The organism is Paraburkholderia kirstenboschensis (assembly GCF_032806925.1).
Classification (GTDB): domain Bacteria; phylum Pseudomonadota; class Gammaproteobacteria; order Burkholderiales; family Burkholderiaceae; genus Paraburkholderia; species Paraburkholderia kirstenboschensis.
Map to the genome: position 1 here is coordinate 1,436,777 of NZ_CP136512.1, position 18,736 is coordinate 1,455,512.

General features: G+C 59.7%; 18 protein-coding genes and 1 pseudogene. 16 read left to right on the plus strand and 3 right to left on the minus strand.

Annotated features, from left to right (window positions below; translation table 11 throughout):
- Positions 1-114: 114 nt before the first annotated feature.
- A pseudogene (locus RW095_RS15250) lies at positions 115-438 on the plus strand (chemotaxis protein CheA); the annotation flags it as partial.
- 83 nt (positions 439-521) lie between these two features.
- Entirely contained in the window at positions 522-887 is a 366-nt protein-coding gene (locus tag RW095_RS15255; protein ID WP_317019750.1) for a response regulator, read from the plus strand.
- A 664-nt stretch (positions 888-1,551) separates the two neighbouring features.
- Here the strand turns inward: RW095_RS15255 and RW095_RS15260 are convergent.
- Positions 1,552-2,310: an SDR family oxidoreductase gene (locus tag RW095_RS15260; RefSeq protein ID WP_317019751.1), complete on the minus strand. Its 759-nt coding sequence runs from the start codon at positions 2,308-2,310 to the stop codon at positions 1,552-1,554.
- An 85-nt stretch (positions 2,311-2,395) separates the two neighbouring features.
- On the minus strand, positions 2,396-3,358 hold the full coding sequence (locus RW095_RS15265; RefSeq protein ID WP_317019752.1) for a GlxA family transcriptional regulator: 963 nt from the start codon (positions 3,356-3,358) through the stop codon (positions 2,396-2,398).
- Between the two features lie 402 nt (positions 3,359-3,760).
- Between RW095_RS15265 and RW095_RS15270 the strand changes: the two genes are divergently transcribed.
- The 11 genes from RW095_RS15270 to RW095_RS15320 all read left to right on the plus strand — a co-directional run bounded on the left by RW095_RS15270 (position 3,761) and on the right by RW095_RS15320 (position 14,123).
- The gene (locus tag RW095_RS15270; RefSeq protein WP_317019753.1) at positions 3,761-4,699 is read left to right on the plus strand and encodes a LysR family transcriptional regulator; all 939 of its coding nucleotides are present in this window, start codon (positions 3,761-3,763) and stop codon (positions 4,697-4,699) included.
- Between the two features lie 119 nt (positions 4,700-4,818).
- Positions 4,819-6,012, plus strand: a complete 1,194-nt coding sequence (locus tag RW095_RS15275) for a CaiB/BaiF CoA transferase family protein (RefSeq protein WP_317019754.1) — start codon at positions 4,819-4,821, stop codon at positions 6,010-6,012.
- The gene (locus RW095_RS15280; protein ID WP_317019755.1) at positions 6,009-6,974 is read left to right on the plus strand and encodes a hydroxymethylglutaryl-CoA lyase; all 966 of its coding nucleotides are present in this window, start codon (positions 6,009-6,011) and stop codon (positions 6,972-6,974) included. Before RW095_RS15275 ends, RW095_RS15280 begins: the two co-directional genes overlap by 4 nt.
- Before the next feature lie 59 nt (positions 6,975-7,033).
- Complete coding sequence (locus RW095_RS15285; protein WP_317019756.1) at positions 7,034-8,365, plus strand: MFS transporter; 1,332 nt, start codon at positions 7,034-7,036, stop codon at positions 8,363-8,365.
- Positions 8,366-8,542: 177 nt separating this feature from the next.
- On the plus strand, positions 8,543-8,818 hold the full coding sequence (locus RW095_RS15290) for a hypothetical protein (RefSeq protein ID WP_317019757.1): 276 nt from the start codon (positions 8,543-8,545) through the stop codon (positions 8,816-8,818).
- 610 nt (positions 8,819-9,428) lie between these two features.
- Positions 9,429-9,668 carry a hypothetical protein gene (locus RW095_RS15295; RefSeq protein ID WP_013591288.1) on the plus strand — a complete coding sequence of 80 codons (240 nt, stop codon included), beginning with the start codon at positions 9,429-9,431 and terminating at the stop codon, positions 9,666-9,668.
- A 361-nt stretch (positions 9,669-10,029) separates the two neighbouring features.
- Entirely contained in the window at positions 10,030-10,305 is a 276-nt protein-coding gene (locus RW095_RS15300; protein ID WP_317019758.1) for a hypothetical protein, read from the plus strand.
- 205 nt (positions 10,306-10,510) lie between these two features.
- Entirely contained in the window at positions 10,511-10,777 is a 267-nt protein-coding gene (locus RW095_RS15305) for a hypothetical protein (protein ID WP_317019759.1), read from the plus strand.
- Positions 10,778-11,648: 871 nt separating this feature from the next.
- Complete coding sequence (locus tag RW095_RS15310) at positions 11,649-12,878, plus strand: DUF6531 domain-containing protein (protein WP_317019760.1); 1,230 nt, start codon at positions 11,649-11,651, stop codon at positions 12,876-12,878.
- Positions 12,875-13,858 carry a hypothetical protein gene (locus tag RW095_RS15315; protein ID WP_317019761.1) on the plus strand — a complete coding sequence of 328 codons (984 nt, stop codon included), beginning with the start codon at positions 12,875-12,877 and terminating at the stop codon, positions 13,856-13,858. Before RW095_RS15310 ends, RW095_RS15315 begins: the two co-directional genes overlap by 4 nt.
- 10 nt (positions 13,859-13,868) lie before the next feature.
- Positions 13,869-14,123: a hypothetical protein gene (locus tag RW095_RS15320; RefSeq protein ID WP_317019762.1), complete on the plus strand. Its 255-nt coding sequence runs from the start codon at positions 13,869-13,871 to the stop codon at positions 14,121-14,123.
- 147 nt (positions 14,124-14,270) lie between these two features.
- On the opposite strand, the gene RW095_RS15325 is transcribed toward RW095_RS15320, so the two are convergent.
- On the minus strand, positions 14,271-14,996 hold the full coding sequence (locus RW095_RS15325; protein ID WP_317019763.1) for a GntR family transcriptional regulator: 726 nt from the start codon (positions 14,994-14,996) through the stop codon (positions 14,271-14,273).
- A 160-nt stretch (positions 14,997-15,156) separates the two neighbouring features.
- On the opposite strand from RW095_RS15325, the gene RW095_RS15330 reads away from it, so the two are divergent.
- The 3 genes from RW095_RS15330 (at position 15,157) to RW095_RS15340 (ending at position 18,697) form a co-directional block, all read left to right on the plus strand.
- A complete protein-coding gene (locus RW095_RS15330) occupies positions 15,157-16,377 on the plus strand; it encodes a pyridoxal-phosphate-dependent aminotransferase family protein (protein ID WP_317019764.1) in 1,221 nt (406 codons plus the stop codon).
- 244 nt (positions 16,378-16,621) lie between these two features.
- Positions 16,622-17,908: an MFS transporter gene (locus RW095_RS15335; RefSeq protein ID WP_317019765.1), complete on the plus strand. Its 1,287-nt coding sequence runs from the start codon at positions 16,622-16,624 to the stop codon at positions 17,906-17,908.
- 3 nt (positions 17,909-17,911) lie between these two features.
- A complete protein-coding gene (locus tag RW095_RS15340) occupies positions 17,912-18,697 on the plus strand; it encodes a 2-keto-4-pentenoate hydratase (protein WP_317019766.1) in 786 nt (261 codons plus the stop codon).
- The last annotated feature ends 39 nt before the right edge of the window (positions 18,698-18,736 follow it).

An 18,736-nucleotide genomic window follows, 5' to 3' on the forward strand; every position in this document is an offset into this window, starting at 1 on the left:
TAAATGGTGAGGACACGAAACGCAACGGACCCCCTGCAACGGCATAGCCGCCCAAAACTTGAGAAATAAAATTGCGGCTTCGGATGCGGAGAAAAGTTTGTAGTCATCGCTTAGAAAGCCGACGGCAAGAATGAACTCGCGCAGGCGTATCTGTTTGCGAACGTCGCACAGTATCGAGACGAACTCGAGGGTATTGTCGAAACGCTGCGTGTGGAGAAGAACCGCGAGAAGGACGAAGCGATCACAGCGCTGAACGCGACACTGGCGACCACGACGACGGCCATTGCTGTCGTGACCGGCATCGCGATTATCCTGCTGACTTCGATCGGCGCTTTGCTCTACCGTCAGATCACGCGGCCACTCAGCCGGATGCAGGCCATGATGAGCGAGATTGCTTGGGGCGACCCTATGCGTTTGCGCGTACGCGCCTCTCGACTTTATCGCGGACACGAGCGCCACTGAAGAAACCAGCGGCGAGCTGGAACTGTTTTGATCTCTGACGGATTGATGAAGGGAAACGTATGTCGAAAATTCCGGTAGTGGATGACTCAGGCACGGTGCGCGACGAAGTGGCCGGCTTTCTGAAGAAGAACGGTCTCGATGTGGACACCGCGGTGGACGGCAAGGACGGCCTCGCGAAACTGAAGGCTAGTCCGGGCATCAAGCTCGTGATCAGCGACGTCAACATGCCGAACATGGACGGCCTCACGATGGTCGAAAAGATTCGCGGCGAACTCGCGAACAAGACCGTCAACGTCATCATGCTGACAACGGAAAGCAGTCCCGCGATGAAAGAGCGCGGCAAGGCGGCGGGTGTCAAAGGCTGGATCGTGAAGCCATTTAAAGGCGACGCGGTTCTCGAGACGTTTCGCAAGCTCGCGAGTTGATGCACGAGCGCGAGGGCAAAGGTGAGGCTTTTCGGGAGGGAGTGGGCGACAGGTCGAAACGCTCGGCTAGCTACGCTTCTCGCTGCAAAAATGCGGAAAATTTGCTAGAAGTCCAGCCGGCGCGGTGGTGCAAGCAGGCTCCACGGCCTGCGTCGCTGGCGCAGAGGTGAGGGAATTCGGGAGCGCCTCGGCCGTTGCATCGACCGTGAGCGGTCAGACTCAGGCCGCCTCACCGTTGCTGTAGTCGGACGATTCGCCGCTCACGAGTCCTTCTGTATCGAATCGCGTGCGACAGCGTCTTACCTGGGTATCCAGATCATTCGCGCATCCGAAAGGTGAGAGTTTTCGGGAATCGTCTGTTTGGGCGAAGCGGCGCCCCGCACAGTATGGCTTTGCGGCCTGTCCCTCAGTGCGAAAGGTGAGCGTTTTCGGGAGTGCGGAAAACGCTGGCATCTGGGAAGCGTTGATCACTTCGTGCCGAAGGTGAGATTTTTCGGGAGCGCGAGGTCCGCCTTTGCACTACCAGCACGTAGCGAAGCAACGCGCGAAAAACTCCCCGAATAAAGAGCGTGATTCGCGCGATGACCCGTCGCAAAAGCACGAGAATCATCGCCGCGTGCGCTCAAAGGTGAGGTTTTTCGGGAGCCACGATACTGGCGACGCATCAGGCCGGCTTCGCAATTTCGCGGATGTCGGCCACGGGCGTTTCACCGAATGCATCGCTAAGTGCGTAGTCGAGCAATTGAGCCGCGCATTGCTCGGGCGTGGAAAGCTGACCGTTGCGCTTGAGGTCCTGGAACTTCTCACGCATGGGGAACTGTTCGACGCCGGTGCCGCGAATCTCCGCTTGCATATTCGTATCGATCACACCTGGCGCGAGACTGCAGATGCGCAGCGCGCGGTTCGCATCGAGCGAGACGGCGCGCGCGTGATGATCGAGCGCCGCCTTCGTCGCACAGTAAATGCTCCAGCCGGGGTAAGCATTGCGCGCCGCGCCGCTCGAAATATGCATGATGCGCCGATCGCTCGCGTCCGGGCTTGCAGCGGTGAGCGCGCTTGCCAGCATGAGCGGCGTGGCCACGTTGAGGCTGACGGCAGTGGCAATGTCCACCACGTCTTGTCCTTCGATCGGACCGATTGGCTGCACCATGCCCGCGTTGTTAATCAGCAGGACCGTGTCCGCGCCGCTGACGAATGTGCGCAAAGCATCGGTCGCAATCCATTGAGCGACGCGTGCAGTATCGGCGAGTGCGAGTTCGGTTTCTTCGAGCAGTGCGGGAAAACGCTGTTTGAGCGATGCATGACGCGAGCGTGATAAGCCGAGCACCGCGATATCGCGTGCCAGCAGTTGTTCAGCGATCGCCGCGCCAAGGCCGCGCGTGTGTCCGGTGACGATCGCGCGAATCGGAGAGGAGAGGTTCATGTCGTTCCTTGAGCATTGGCTTGAGCAGGGCGTTATCTTCTCATGCATGTTTCTCGCGCGCAGCGGCGCGGCTCATGGACGGTATTCAGGTGGCCCGAAAGCGCTCGCGATATTGCATCGGCGTTGCGCCGATTCTTTTCATGAAGACGATCCGCATGCGGTCGGCCGTACCGAAACCGCAATCGTAGGCGATCGTCTTTAGCGCAGCGCCGCTGCTTTCGAGCAGCTTGCGCGCTGCATCCACGCGGGCGCGCTCGACGAACTCATGCGGCGTCACGCCCGTTTCCTGCACGAACACGCGCGCAAAATTACGGGCGCTCATTCCCGCGACATCGGCGAGTTCTTTGACCGTAAAGCTTTCGTGGATGCGCTCCATTACATGCGCCTGGACTTTCGCGACCGGCGATGTTTCGTCGACGGGTGCCGTGAGGTACGGGCTGAATTGCGACTGGCCGCCTTGCCGCTGCGCGAATACGACAAGCCGCTTCGCCACTGCCAGCGCAATGTGCGAACCATGGTCTTCGGCGACGAGCGCGAGCGACAGATCGATGCCCGCAGTCACGCCCGCCGACGTCACCAACTGGCCATCGCGCAGATAGATGCGGTCGTAATCGACGCGGGCTTTCGGGAACTGCGCAGCGAGTTGGGCCGCGTGTTGCCAATGTGTCGTGACGTTGCGTGCATCGAGCAGGCCCGCATGACCAAGCGCGAAAGCGCCGGTGCAAATGGAACCGTAACGTCCGCATTGAGGCGCGACGTAGGTCAACCAGTCGAGCAAGGGTGCCGAGGGCGGCTCGCCTTCGGGCAGCGCGGGGCCGCCCGCAACCAACGCGAGATCGAACGGCTCGCGAGCTTGATCGAACGTGGCGTCGGCGATTAGCGTCATGCCGTTCGACGCGCGCAGCGGCGCTTGCTCCGCGCTCAGCAGCGTGACCTCGTAGCGCTCTTTGGGCGTGACGAAGCGGTTCGCTTCCGAGAACACATCGACCGGCCCGGCGACGTCGAGCGCCTGCACGCCGGGGAAAATCGCTATCGCGACGGTGGGCATCGAATGATTCCTTTGACGATGGGCTAACTGCGAGAGCCATGGCAGCCGACGCCGTGCGATTGGCCGTGTTCGACCGTTCGCGGCGATTATCGCGGCAAGCGCGTTGATCAATACTGGACTTGATCGAACGAACGGTGGAGCCGCATGAAATGCCCGGCGACCAGCATACCAAACGCGTTTTCGCGCTGCACGTCGAGCGGTTCCGTTCATTCGCGCAATCAAGGACTCAACTCATGGTCATGACTGAACGCATTCATGTTTCTCGAATCAGTGCCCGCGTTGTCGTTGCGGGATTTTCACACGGAGTTGCTGGCTCGGCCTGGAATGATTGCAGTCTGGCGACGGCGACTGTGCGGCTGCATATGGGATGATTAGCACTGACAGAACTCCCGGCGCCACGCCATGGTGATCAAGAACCTTCTTCGCAAGCTCGACCTCACGACGCTTCAACTATTCCTTGCCGTCTACGAGGAAGGCACGCTCACGCGCGCCGCGGAGCGCGAGGCGATTGCTGTTTCGGCTGCGAGTAAGCGCCTGCTCGAACTCGAGCAGGCGGTGGGCGCCACGCTGTTCCAACGCAACGCGCGCGGCATGTCGCTCACGCCGGCCGGCGAAACGCTGCTGCATCACGCGCGGCGCGTGATGCGCGATATCGAGAACATCGGTATTGAACTCGCGGGCCACGCGAGCGGCGTGCGCGGTTACGTGCGGATGATGGCCAACCTGTCGGCGATCGTCGAATTCTTGCCGGAAGATTTACGCGCGTTTCAGTTGGAGCACGAGCGTGTCAAGCTCGATCTGGAAGAGCGGCCGAGCGGTGGCGTGGTCGAAGCAGTGGACGACAGCCTGGCCGATCTCGGCATCTGTTCCGGCGACGCCGACACGCGCGACTTGCACGTCGAGCATTATCGGCACGATTCGCTCGTGCTTGTGATGCGCGACGATCATCCTTTGGCTACGCGCAAAAGCGTTGCTTTCGCGGAAACGCTCGACGGCGATCACGTCGGCCTGCACGCCGCGAGTTCCATCAACGCACGCACGCATATGGCCGCGCGCCAGGCCGGCAAGCCGTTGCGACTGCGCATTCACGTGCCGGGCTTCGACGCGGTTTGCCGGATGGTCCAAGCCGGCATGGGCGTCGGCGTATTGCCGCAAAAAGTTTATCAACTCATGGGCCGTCCGCTTGGACTGGTCGGCGCGCCACTCGAAGACGAGTGGTCGGAACGCAGCCTCGTGCTGGTCGTGCGCGACGTCGACGCGTTGTCGCCGGTGAGCCGTCTGCTGTTCGATCATCTGCGTTCGGTCGAAGCGTCGGACGTTCGGCAAGCCCCGGCGGCATGAATCCGCGCCGCAGGTGAGCGTTCGCCGTTCGCGAACGGTCGTTGGCGAATTGCGGTTGGACGCTGCCGCGGCATGCCTGCAAGCTGTCTCTCAACAGAAAACTGCTTTGGAGACAGCACATGGGTGGACCCCTTCAGGGTATCCGCGTCGTCGAGATCGGAACTCTCATTGCCGCGCCGTTCGCCGCGCGCCTCATGGCCGAGTTCGGCGCCGACGTGATAAAGATCGAAGCGCCCGAAACCGGCGATCCGCTTCGCAAATGGCGCAAGCTCCATGAGGGCACCTCGCTCTGGTGGTATCTGCAGTCGCGCAACAAAAAATCGGTTTGCGTGAATCTCAAATCGGCGGATGGTGTCGAGATCGTGAAGCGGCTTGCGGCCGAGGCCGATGTTGTAATCGAAAATCTGCGTCCGGGCGCGCTCGAAAAGCTCGGCATCGGCTGGGACGTGCTGCACGCGATCAACCCCAAGCTCACGATGGTCCGTATCTCCGGCTATGGACAGTCGGGTCCGTATCGCGACAGGCCGGGCTTCGGCGCGATCGGCGAAGCGATGGGCGGCATCCGCTACACGACGGGCGAAGTGGACGGCGCGCCGGCGCGCGTCGGCGTGAGTCTCGGCGATTCGCTCGCGTCGCTGCATGGCGTGATCGGAGCGTTGATGTCCTTGCTTCGCGTGAAGACGGGACAGGGCGAGGGCCAGGTGGTCGATGTGTCGCTCGTCGAAAGCGTCTTCAATCTGATGGAAAGCCTCGTGCCCGAGTACGACCTGCTCGGTCACGTTCGCGAGCGCAGCGGCGGCGCCTTGCCGGGCATTGCGCCGTCCAACACGTATCCCACCGAAGACGACGGCTACGTGGTGATTGCAGGCAACAGCGATCCGATTTTCCGGCGTCTCATGCAGGCGATCGGCCGCGCCGATCTCGCCGACGATCCCGCATTAGCTCACAACGACGGCCGCGCCAGGCATTGCGCGATGCTGGACGAGGCCATCGCCGCATGGACCTCGCACCATTCCACCGACGAGGTCCTGGCCGCGCTGGAACGCGCCGAAGTGCCCGCAGGACGCATCTATTCGGTCGCGGACATCGTGTCCGATCCGCACTACCAGGCGCGGGACATGTTGTTGCAGGCGCGACTGCCTGGCGGTGCATCGGTGAAGATGCCGGGCATCGTGCCGAAGTTGTCGGATACGCCAGGCGAGGTGCGCTGGCAAGGTCCCGCGCTTGGCGAACATACCGGCAGCGTGTTGAGCGAACTCGGATTTGCAACCGAAGAAATCGAGCGGCTGCGCCGCGAAGGAGCCGTGCAATGAGCCACGCATCGAACAGTGCGTTGAACACCAAACCCGCCGACAAGCTGATCGTGCAGGAAGTCGCACCGCGCGACGGCTTGCAGATCGAACCCACATGGGTCGATACCGCCGACAAGATCGCGTTGATCAACGCGCTTTCCACGGCGGGCTTCACGCGCATCGAGGCGGGCTCGTTCGTATCGCCGAAAGCGATTCCGGCGTTGCGTGACGGCGAGGCGGTGTTCCAGCAGATCGAGCGCCGGGCGAGCGTGATCTATGTGGCGCTGGTGCCTAACCTCAAGGGCGCCGAGCGCGCGCTGGCTGCGAAGGCGGATGAACTGAACCTCGTGATGTCGGCAAGTCAGACACACAACCGCGCGAATATGCGCATGAGTTGCGAGTCGTCGCTGACGGCGTTTGGCGACATCGTGCGTCACGTGAAAGACTCGGGCGTATTGCTCAATGCCTCCGTGGCGACCGCGTTCGGCTGTCCGTTCGAAGGCACGATCGACGAAGACCGCGTGGTCGGCATTGTCGATACGTATCGCGAGATGGGCATCGAGGGCATCACGCTCGCGGATACGACCGGCATGGCGAATCCGCGCCAGGTGACGCGGCTCGTGACGCGAGTGCTTGAACGCGTGACGCCTTCCGCGCTCACGCTCCACTTTCACAATACGCGCGGACTTGGGCTCGCGAACGTGCTGGCTGCGTATGAAGCCGGCGCGCGCCGCTTCGACGCCGCGTTGGGCGGCCTCGGCGGCTGTCCGTTCGCGCCGGGTGCATCCGGCAACATTTGCACGGAAGACCTGGTGAATCTGTGCGACGAGATGGGCATCCCGACCGGCATCGATCTGGAGAAGCTGCTTGCGTTGTCGCGGGCACTGCCGGATCTGCTCGGGCATGACGTTCCCGGGCAGGTGGCGAAGGCCGGGCGCAACAGCGACCTGCATCCGGTGCCGGACTACGTGCTGCAAATCTAACCTTCCTTGATCCACTAAACGACCGGACGGCATCGCCGAATCCGGCATTGGAGACGAACATGAGTGACCTCGGCGCAATCGCAACCGGCGGCCGCGAGCAAAGCGCGGACGGCGCGGCGGCAATCATCCGCAAAGTGGCATGGCGGCTGATGCCGCTCATCATGATCTGCTATCTGTTTGCGTTTTTCGACCGCATCAATATCAGCTTCGCTAAGTTCCAGTTGCAAAGCGATCTCGGTTTGTCCGACACCGCGTATGGTCTTGGCGCGAGCCTGTTCGTGATTGGCTACGTATTGTTCGAAGTGCCAAGCAATCTGTTTCTGTATAAGGTTGGCGCACGGCGCTGGATTGCACGGATCATGATTTCGTGGGGCCTCGCCACAGCGGCGATGGTTTTCGTCAATACCGAATGGCAGTTTTACGGGCTGCGGTTTCTGATCGGCGCAATGGAAGCGGGCTTCGCTCCTGGCGTGCTGTATTACCTCACGCTGTGGTTTCCGCCGAGCTATCGTGGGCGTATCACGTCGATGCTCTTTCTCGCGTCGGCGTTTTCGGGGCTGGTCGGTGCGCCGCTTGCGGGGCTCGTCATCGGGCATATGAACGGCGTGCTCGGGATGCCCGGATGGCACTGGCTGTTCCTGCTCGGTGGGCTGCCTTGCGTGCTGCTCGGTTATCTCGTGCTGAAGCTGTTGAAGGACCGTATCGAGGACGCGAGCTGGCTGTCTCCCGCCGAAAAGTCGTTTCTTTCTGAGCAGATCGCGCAGCAAAGCCGTCATCCCGACACCGGGCATTCGCTGCTCGGAGCGATCAGGACGCCAGGCTTTCTCACGCTGGGGCTCGTCTACTTTCTGATTCAGGTTGCGTCGTATGGATTAAATTTCTGGGCGCCGCATCTAATCCGCGTGGCCGGCACGCACAATTCGACGCTGATTGGTTTGCTCACGGCGGTGCCTTATGTATGCGGTGCGATCTGCATGGTCGTGGTGGGGCGTCTGTCCGACGCAACCGGGGAGCGGCGCAAGTTCGTTTTCGGGCTGCTCGTGATGTCGGCAATCGGATTCTTTGCCGCGGGTTTCTTCGATAAGCAGACCGGCTTCCTGATCGTCGCATTGGCCGTGATGGGCGCAGGTGTGGTGGCGTCTATCCCGGCGTTCTGGGCACTGCCGCCTAAACTGGTGACAGGGGCCGGCGCGGCTGGCGGCATCGCGTTGATCAATACGCTGGGTCAGCTCGGGGGAATCGTGAGTCCGATCATGGTTGGGCGCGTGCGGGATCTGACCGGCAGCACTACGCCGGCGTTGTATGTGATCGGCACGATGAGTGTGATTTGTGCATTGATCGTGCTGCGTGGGTTGCCGGAGTCGCTGCGGCGCAAGGATGGGGTGCGGTGAGGGGCGTTCTTTCCAGCGATGCTGTATCGGGTTGACTGTTGCGGAGACGGCGCGGGATTGCGGTGTGCCATCAACTACTTGGTGTTGGTTTGCTGAGGTTGTCCACAGGGTTGCGAACAAAAACTGTGGATAAGTTTTTCCTGTAACGCAACACGCAACACGATCTCGCCGGAGCGCTTGTCGCGCCGAGTCCTGACTAAGGATCGCGACTCGCGTCGCTACTACGACGTGCAGGAGACGATGAAGATCGCACGCCGCGATGGCTGGGGACTCAGCGATGAGGAGAAGGCGGCGCTCATCAGGTCACTTGCCGGGAAGCGGGTCGTGCGCAAGGCGACGTATCACGTCGAGAACGGCATCCGGCAGGACAAGGTGGAGTACGGGACACGACCGCTCTGCGACCGGCAAAGCCCTGACCAGGGGAGAAATCACGGCGGAAGCCGTGCGGCGTGACTTCGAATTCGTGCGCGGCTGGTGCAACGACGACTGGCAGTGGGTCGGCGTGGTGGTCGAGCTGCTGGATGAGGACGGTGATGTGGTCGATGACGTGAACGAGATCGCTCGCGTCCGACGGGACTGCGACCATAAGCGCTCTTTGTACTCAATGCGGCTTTATCCAGGCCTTCCCGGCGTGGTCGCTATTCCTCCACGACCTTTACATCAATGCGCAGACCGGGAAGCCTGTCGCAGATAGCCCGGTGGAACTGCAGGTCGCAGCGCAGAACCAACTGCCGTTTCCGGTGTTGACTCCAAACCTGTCCCAGCGGAGCACGCTGTATGCAAAAATATTCCCGAACGATACCGTACAAGCATCAGGATTTGTCAAATGCAAAGACGATTCTGATTGCAACGCCGTTAGGACGGCTTGTCGAGAAAAATGTTCAATTACGGCATTACCAACTGGCGACTTCGGAATTAAATTCTGGAACTGTGTCAATGACTGTGCTGAACTGAGAGGATGCCCCAGAATTTGAGGCCAGCCGTGCTTACCATCTTGCCGTCAGGGCACTGTCGCTCTGGCTGCAAGATTTTGATGCGAATCGTTTGCGAAGGAATTAAAGAGATGATCCACGACAGAACATTGGCTCTTGAAGTGAGCGAACGGATGCTGGCGATAAATGGCGCCCTCGACGATGCTGTTTCCCTTGTGCAGACAAGGTGTTCTGCCGACGAACTGGAGAAGTTCAAAATTGCAGTTGGAGAGGTGATGTACACCGTTTTCGAGAAGGCACTTATACCGATATACAAGGAGCACCCTGACCTGGTTCCCGAGGGGCAAAGAGTGAGCGGAATCACCGACTGAGATACGGACTTAGCGTTGAGGGAGAGAAACCGTTCAGACGGTTGCCACCCAGTGAGATGATCCGCTAAGGCGTGACCAAACGACTGCGAGTCTACGATTCGGGACAGAACGTCACGCCTCCATCTGGCGCTAGTCAATTGTGACCGCAGGCAGCCTGTCCAAAGGGGGCAGCGATAACGGTGGAATGGTTAAATGTGGCAGCAGTGGGGATAACGAGTGGCGTGAAACATACTGCCATGCCAAATACGAGGTGGAGATGCAGCGGTGCGATAACTTCGCCTACGTCATGGGTGGCGAAAAAGGGAAAGCGCTTTGCAAGCAGAATGCGTGGAACGATTATCGAGAGTGCCGGGGGTATTAAATGACTAAGTTTCCGCCGTGTTCAATAGTGGTGACGTACGACGAGAATCGCCAACAGTTGATCTTGCAGTGCGTCATGCCTGAAAGGCTGTCTTCAGCTTTGAAGGGGGCAAGTGAAATACCTGTTTTGCTGGACGAGATCAACTTCAACATTGATGACGAATTTGTGCGCAGGTTCGGTGGCGGGATCGTCAAGCTTTTGTCAATGGGCCAACCTGATCTCAAACAGTACATGACGTTCACGGAAAGCCCGTTAGGCAAGCTTTCAGAAGGTTGATAGCGATTTGAAGGGACATCGGTGGCGTCACATTGGCGTCACCCGCTGGTGTGTGACGTAATGGCGAGGTGGTCGGGCTGACCTGTGGCTCGGGATGCAGCTCGACTACGATCTCTGGCAGGCACGCAAGCATGCGCCGAAGGCAGCCAGACGCGCCCCCGCAGAAGCGGCGGCGTGAACCGGCAAAAATCATGGGGTGTGATTTATGACGTCGAGTTTCCGGCCAGGCATGAGCGCCTGTGCCTTTATCACGGATGGGCTTTACCGGTATCTGAAAGAGTACCGGGGCGAGGAACCCTTGGAACTGGTTCCTCATCCTGAGCACAAGCGCGCGCTGTGTGATGACCTGCACATGCGACATTCCGGCGTCCAGTATGACGGGTGCGAATTCAATGGCATCCCGGTGCTTGAAGACCCGTGCTGCCGTACGCCCTGGCTGGTCACGGAAGACGGACAGCGCTGGGAGCTGTAGCCCTATCATCGCGCGCGTCGTGGGGAATGTTGCTGGCGTTCCCATCGTGTGTGCACCGCAGCGTGCACAACCAACCCGTCAGCTTTCTGCTTCAACAAGTGACTTGTAGAGGCGGCACCTGAATCGCCGTTAGCTTGAATGCTTTGCAGAACACATGTCTAATATGTCGGCCCTTTCCCATTGAGGGGAAAGGCAGTTTCCCCGCACCGCAGCGTGTGGGGAAACGTGGGGGAATGATGTTTGGCGGCGTGTGGGGAATGCTCAATTTCCCCTCACATGGCTCGCGAAGCCTAATGGCGTGGGGTTCAGCGCTGTGGGTAGAGACTTATCCACGGACTTGTGAACAAAAACTGGGGATAAGTTTATCCTCGCGCACAAGTGCCGCAACATCTGTTCCGTTCGAATCCGACAACTGTGGACGTCGGGTTGGGTGCATCGTGCCGTCGATGTCGATGGAGCAGGCACGCAATGCCTTTCATCCGGGGCGCGGCGATCAGGATGTGCGCTGTTATCGGAGGCTGCGCAGATCGAGCGACCCGGCGATATCTAGATGCAAAGTCTGACAGGTGCGCGGATGGTTTCCTACATGCGCTGTCAGTGCTCGCGAGCCCCGCTTTGCGCGAGCAAAGCAAACTGTAATTTTAAGAATTGTCGGATTTCTGCATTGCAATGTCCCTGTACGGTGGTCGTGCTTTGAACAAGTACAACTAGAAGGGATGACGATGAAAGACTTCCGAAGTTTCACGCAGGCGGCAGGCTTGGCATCCCGCATGCTGGCCCTACTCTCACTGCTAACGCTTGCGTTCAGTGCTCATGGAGTCGACTGTTTCACGCTTTACGCAAACTCTGGCGCAACCCCTGGATCACAGACGTGCAAGCTCGACGTAACGAGCAACACCCGGGCGGATTGGATACCTACGCATGTAGAAACGACCTTGCCTTGATTGATCAGTGGTGTTCGACGCCTGCTGGCCCTGATGATTCTTGTCCGGTCGCTGATCCTGTCTACCCGGCCAACGGCAAGGTCGCTTTAACAGAAAATGACTTCCGCAGCGGTGATGCAATTCCGTTGACGTTCACGCGAAGTTATCTTTCTTTGCCGTTTCTGAAGACAGCGACGGCTTTGGGCCCTGTGTGGATAAGTAATTGGCAAAGACAACTAAACGTGAGCGGGGCGACGGGTACTTCACCGAAGGTAATCGCCTATCGCGCAAACGGCCAACCGGTCTCTTTTGTGCTCTCAAACGGACAGTGGAAAACGTCAAGTTTTACCGGGCTTGCTCTCCTCCAGAATAGTGTTGGATGGGCTTTAACCGATATGTTGACGGGTACCGTCGAGTCGTATTCAGGACAAGGTATCTTGCTGGCCGAGGTAACCCATACGGGTTTCACACGGACGCGCAGCTACGATGGTGCAGGCCGACTGATCAAGATTGATCAACACGCTGCAAGTGGGCGCCCGAACTATGACTTACTGACAATCAGATTGGAGTACGACAGTCAGGGCCGTCTCTACCGCATGACTGATCCAAGTGGTGGACTTACCCAATATGGGTATGACGCAAATAACAATCTTGTGTCGGCGACATGGCCGGACGGCTACGTGCGTCGCTACATATACGACGATCTAAGGTTCAAGAATGGCTTGACAGGAGTCGTAGACGAAACCGGTGCACGTATCGCGACATGGGCATACGACGCCATGGGGCGTGCCACCTCGGTAACGCATCCGGACACTACGCGGAACGTTCAGCTCAGTTACGGCAGCGGTTCGACAACGATCTCGGGGGCAGGCATTTCTGGCAACATTACGTTTGCGTCCATCGCGGGCATGTTGCGGTTGACGGGGGGAAGTACGGCGGACGGCACCGAGAACCGGACATTGGATGCCGGTGGGAACCTCCTTCAGAAAACGGCACCCGACGGTGCGTCCACATATTCCTACGACTCTGCAGGCAGACCGGTGCGAGCAGCCGTTAGCAGTGCGACGGGCACTGTCATCACATCAGTGCAATATGCTGACGCTGCTTCGCTACGTCCTTCGTTAGTGGCAAGCCCCACGAAAAGCGTGCCTTTGTATACGACGCCAATGGCAATGTGACGGGATACAGCGAATTCGATACTTCTGATTCAACAGGAGCGAGCGGATTCGATGCAACCAGCACGGGAAACAAGCTGACAGTCGGCGCTGTTTACGACGCGGACAACCGTCTGAAGCGAGCGACGGTCTACGTGAATGGTGTCAAGACTGAGGACTGGACTTACTCTTCCGATGAAACCGGCAACCTCGATATAGCTCAGGGGCTAGTCACGGGCTGGATCCTCGGTGAATTCGATCGGGACGCGTCAAATCGTGTAACGCGGGTGACCGGCAACTATCGCGAAGCTCACTTCACTTACGACAAGCGGGGACGCGTTAGCCGGTTCACATACAACGAAGATGGGATTGCATCAACGGGCGGTCTAAAGCGCGTTTTGACGGTGGACTACAGTTACAGTCCGGATGGCCGGGTCGCAGCTCGGGCCGGCACGGTCGCCATTAATGGAGGCGCGGCGCAACTAGTTGTCGATGGTGAAGTGGACCAGTGGATTGCCAACTATGAAGCTGGGGCAGACCCCGCGGGACCTCCGCCGAATCGTTCGGGGCTGAGCAGCGGGCTTAAGGCAAGTGCCCAAAAAACTTTAGTGCCGGTATGTCCGGAATGCTATGTTTTCGCTAAAGCCAAATTCGCTTGGAAGCTCTTCTACCGCGGACTCACTGTTACGAACGCAGGTCAACCGATACAGGGCGATGTGCCTGAATTGCAGGTAGCGGCGCAGGAGCAGCTTCCTTTCCCGGTACTAGTACCCGAACAGGGCGGTAGATCGAAACGGTCGCTTCTGTACGCGCAACTCTTCCAGAGCGACGACTCGGGTTTCGATAAATGTGCCTATGGTAAACCACCCAACAAACGTTGCCGGGAAGTTCACGAGAATTGCCAGGTCAGGTGCACCGATACGATGCTACCAACTCCGGCTGGGAACTATGGCGTGAACTTCTTCCGATGTATGAATCAATGTAAAGCCGATCAAGGCTGTTAAGGAGGGTGTGTTGGACAACGAAATTGACAAAACAACGGCCACAGCGGTAAGCACACAACTATTAGACGCCTTCAATTCGGTGGAAAATGCCATGAGGATAATTCAGGAGCGGTGCTCACAAGATGAGTTCGAAGCGTTTCGCTCTGAGGCTGGCAAAATCGCCGGCGGCCTGTACCTCTTACTCGAGCCATTGTGGCGAGCGTACCCCGACATCGCTCCCGAAGGTGTGGTTATGGCTCGCCCAGAGAAAAAAGGTAAGTCGTAGAACGAGAAGGGCTAAACCGTACTTCTTGCCTTTGGCGGCGCTACTGTCCGCCTGTGTGCATACGCGTCCAAAGAATCTGACCTGCCACCGCGCAAAAAGCTCCGCTATTTCGATCCAACATACTGGCGGGATCGCCTCCTCACCCCCTCAAGCCTTCAACCCCGACCCCGCCGCCTCTTCCCTCGACTGCACCTGCAAGACCGCATCGCGCTTATCAAGCAGATGCTGCCGAAGAATCTGACTGAGCCTCTTCCCGTCCCGTGCCTCGAGTGCCTTCAACATTTCATCGTGGTCGTGAATGGCGCTGTCCCACTTCGGAACCTGAAAATTGGACCGGAAGCGCAGCGCCTGCAAGCGCCGGTTCACCGCGATATAAGTTTGTCGGAGCGCTGAATTCCGCGCGGCCTCATTGATCTTGTCGTGGATCGCCTGGTTCCGGCTGTAGTACCCAGCCAGGTCGTTTTGCGTGCGGCAAGCGAGCATTGCGTAATGCAACGCCTTGATCTCGGCGAGCTCCGCCGCCGTCATCCGTTCGGCCGCCAGTTCGCCCGAAAAAGCCTCGAGACCGCTCATCAGCTCGAACGTCTCGCGCAACTCGGCCTCCGACATCTTCCACACCGACGCGCCCCGGTTCGGCGAAATCTCGATCAGCCCCTCAGCGGCCAACACCTTGAGCGCCTCGCGCAATGGCGTGCGCGAAATGCCGAGCGTTTCGCATAACTCGCGCTCGTTCAGCTTCTTGCCAGGCTCAAGTACGCCTTCAACGATAAACCGGCGGATGTGCTCCACGACCGTGTCGTGCAAACGCTGACGCTCCACTTTCGGCAACACGGCCGGCGTGGGCAAACTTCCCTCAGATTCCGAATTTTGCATACAACTTCCTCGATGCGACATTGCCTTGATTTTATCGGATCGCCGCACGCAACGAAATAGCGCGGGTAAACACCTGTGCGCAAAGGCGATTTTCGTCTTTCATTGGTCCAGGTTCGTCTGATATAGTTTTTTGCATGCAAAATTCAATCGGAGGAGCACAATGCTGAAGTTAGATTTTCATCCCGCCGGCCGTCACTTTCTGCAGATTCCGGGGCCGAGCCCCGTGCCCGATCGCATCCTCCGGGCGATGAGCTATCCGACCATCGACCACCGCGGCCCTGAGTTCGGCGAACTGGGTCTGAAGGTGCTCGACGGGATCAAGAAGATCTTCAAGACACAGCATCCCGTAGTGATCTATCCGGCGTCCGGCACCGGCGCATGGGAAGCGGCGCTCTCGAACACGTTGAGCCCCGGCGATCACGTGCTGATGTTCGAGACCGGGCACTTCGCAACGCTCTGGAAGAAGATGGCTGAAAGCTTGGGGCTCAAGCCTGAGTTTCTTGGCTTGCCCGGCATCGAGGGCTGGCGGCGCGGCGTTCAGCCGCAAATGATCGAAGCGCGTCTGCGCGACGACACGCAGCACTCGATCAAGGCGGTGTGCGTCGTGCACAACGAAACGTCCACGGGTGTGACTTCGGATATCGCCGCCGTGCGACGCGCAATCGACGCCGCAGGCCACCCCGCGCTGTTGCTCGTCGACACCATCTCGGGCCTTGCCTGCGCCGATTATCGCCACGACGAGTGGGGCGTCGACGTCACCGTTTCAGGCTCGCAGAAGGGCCTGATGCTGCCGCCGGGCATCAGCTTCAACGCGATTTCGCCGAAAGCCGTGGCCGCCAGCAAGCATGCAAAGTTGCCTCGCAGTTTCTGGGACTGGAGCGAAATCGTCGAGATGAACAAGACGGGCTACTGGCCCTACACGCCGAACACGAACCTGCTGTACGGGCTTCATGAAGCACTCGAAATGATTCTCGACGAAGGGCTCGACAACGTCTTCGCGCGTCACGAGCGTCTTGCCGAGGCGACTCGCCGCGCAGTGCGCGCCTGGGGCCTTGAGATTCAGTGCGCCGATCCAGCTGTGTATAGCCCGGTGCTGACGGGCGTGATGGTGCCCGACGGCGTCGATGCCGACGCGGTTCGCAAGCTCATCTACGAACGCTTCGACATGTCGCTCGGCACGGGTCTCGGCAAGATGAAAGGCCGCATGTTCCGCATCGGTCACCTGGGCGATTGCAACGATTTGATGCTGCTCGCCACGCTCGCCGGTTGCGAAATGGGCTTACGGCTCGCGGGCGTGCCGCTCAAGGAAAGCGGCTTGCCTGCCGCGATGGAGTGGTTGAGCGAGCCGACGCAAGCATCGGGTTTGAAGGCGGCAGCCTGAACGAAGCGGCAGAACAGGCTGCGCGGGCCGCGTCGCAACACCGGACGCATTCGACGAGCCGCAGCAACGCATCGAGAAAAGCAGACCGCAACGAAAGCAGGCATCAACGAAGTCAGTTCCATCACGAAGCCGCGCGCAGAACGCGGCCCTGAACAATGCGATGTCCCGGCGGCGCCAACCGCCGGGCGACGACGAAGCGCGTCATGTGAGGCGCGCCGTCGACACATGCAAATGGAGAGAGACGATGAAGCGGTTTCGTGTGACCAGTGCGACCAGTATCGTTCTAGTGATGCTCTGCATCATGTACTTCATCACCTACCTGGACCGCGTCAACGTCAGTACGGCGGCCGTGGGCTTCGGCAAGGAATTCCATCTTTCCCATACGGAAGTCGGCCTGGTGTTCTCGGCTTTCGCGTATCCGTATCTGCTGTTTCAGATTATCGGCGGCTGGGTGAGCGACCGTTTCGGCGCAAGACGCACGCTGCTTGCGTGCGGCGCGGTCTGGGGAATCGCCACGTTGTTGACCGGTTTCGCGGGCGGCCTCATCTCGCTGCTGGCAGCGCGCGTGCTGCTCGGTTTCGGTGAAGGCGCGACGTTCCCCGCTGCGACATCCGCAATGGCGCGCTGGGTCGCGAAAGAAAAACGCGGCTTCGCGCAGGGCATCACGCACGCTGCGTCGCGCATCGGCAACGCGGTCGCGCCTGGCCTCATCGTGCTCGTCATGGCGAATTGGGGATGGCGCGAGTCGTTCTATATCTGCGGCGCCTTCAGCCTGTTGTGGGTGGTCGTGTGGGCATTGACGTTCACCGAGCATCCGAAAGATCACCCGCGTATCACGACTGAAGAGCTCGAAGTATTGCCCGCGCCGAAAGTAAAGTCCGCGGGCGTGCCTTGGGGCAAGCTGTTTCGCCGCATGGCGCCCGTCACGATCGTGTACTTCTGCTACGGCTGGACATTGTGGCTCTTCCTGAGCTGGATTCCGCAATACTTCCTGCACAGCTATCACCTGGAGTTGAAGAAGTCGGCGATCTTCGCTTCGGCGGTTTTCCTCGCCGGCGTGGTCGGCGATACGCTCGGCGGCATCGTGACCGACTTCATCTATACGCGCACCGGCAGCCTGAAGCGGGCACGTAGCTGGATGGTGTCGGTGTGCATGCTGTTCTGCCTGTTGTCGCTGATTCCGCTGATGTTCACGCACAACGTGTATCTGTCGATGGCGTGTCTCGCGTCGGGCTTCTTCTTCGCCGAGATGACGATTGGACCGATGTGGGCAATCCCGATGGACATCGCCCCGGAAGCCGCAGGCACGGCGAGCGGCATGATGAACACCGGCTCGGCGCTCGCGGCGATCATCTCGCCCGTGATGGGCGGCTTCCTGATCGACTACTTCGGCAGCTGGGAGTTGCCGTTCGTCGGCAGTATGCTGTTGATGGCGATTGGTGTCGTGCTCGCGTTCCGCATGCAACCGGAGAGCAAGTTCGCAGGCGATCCCGCGGACAAGGGGCAGGTCTCGCCCCGCATGGGCGTGTAAGCGATGCTCAGGTCCTCTCACGCCGACGCCATGAAGCTCACCACATCGCCTCTAAGCCGCTTACTCGCCGATGCACGCCGCGATCATGCGACGCTCGCCAACCTTCCGCTCAATAACACGCCGGCCGACGCCGACGCGGCGTATGCGGTCCAGCATGAGATACTGGCCATTGCTGGCGCGCGCATCGGCGGCTGGAAGATCGGCGCCAAGTCCGACAGCGGGCCGATCCAGGGCGCGCCGTTGCCGGCCGTCGACCGGTACCCCGACGGCGCCACTGTGCCGCGCGCGGTCTTCGCGCCGTTGGGCCTGGAACTGGAAATCGCGTTTCGTTTCGGCCGCTGCTTCGAGCCCTCCACAACGCCTTATAGCGAAGCCGAAGTGCATGCGGCAATCGGTTTGTTCGGCGCGACGATCGAAATCGTCGCGAGCCGTTTCGCCGCCTGGCCCGACGTCGACAAGCTCGCGCAACTCGCGGACTTGCAGAACCACGGCGCGCTGGTCGTGGGCGAATTCATGCCGTATGACGAGAGCTTCCCGTTTGCCTCGCCCGCGCTGCATTTCGATTTCAACGGACGCGATATCGTGGAATTGACGCCCGCCAATCCCGCAGGCGATCCGCGCCGATTGCTCACGTGGCTCGTCAATCACGCGACGTCGCGTGGCATCAGCGTGACGCCCGAAATGGTCGTGACAACCGGTTCGTACACCGGCATGTTCTTCCCACGAAGCGCGGGCACGGCGCACGGACGCATCGAAGGACTGCCGTCGGTAAGCGTCACGTTGTATTGACCGTTCCGGCGCTCGCGGCGGTTTGCTGCGCTTCGCCGC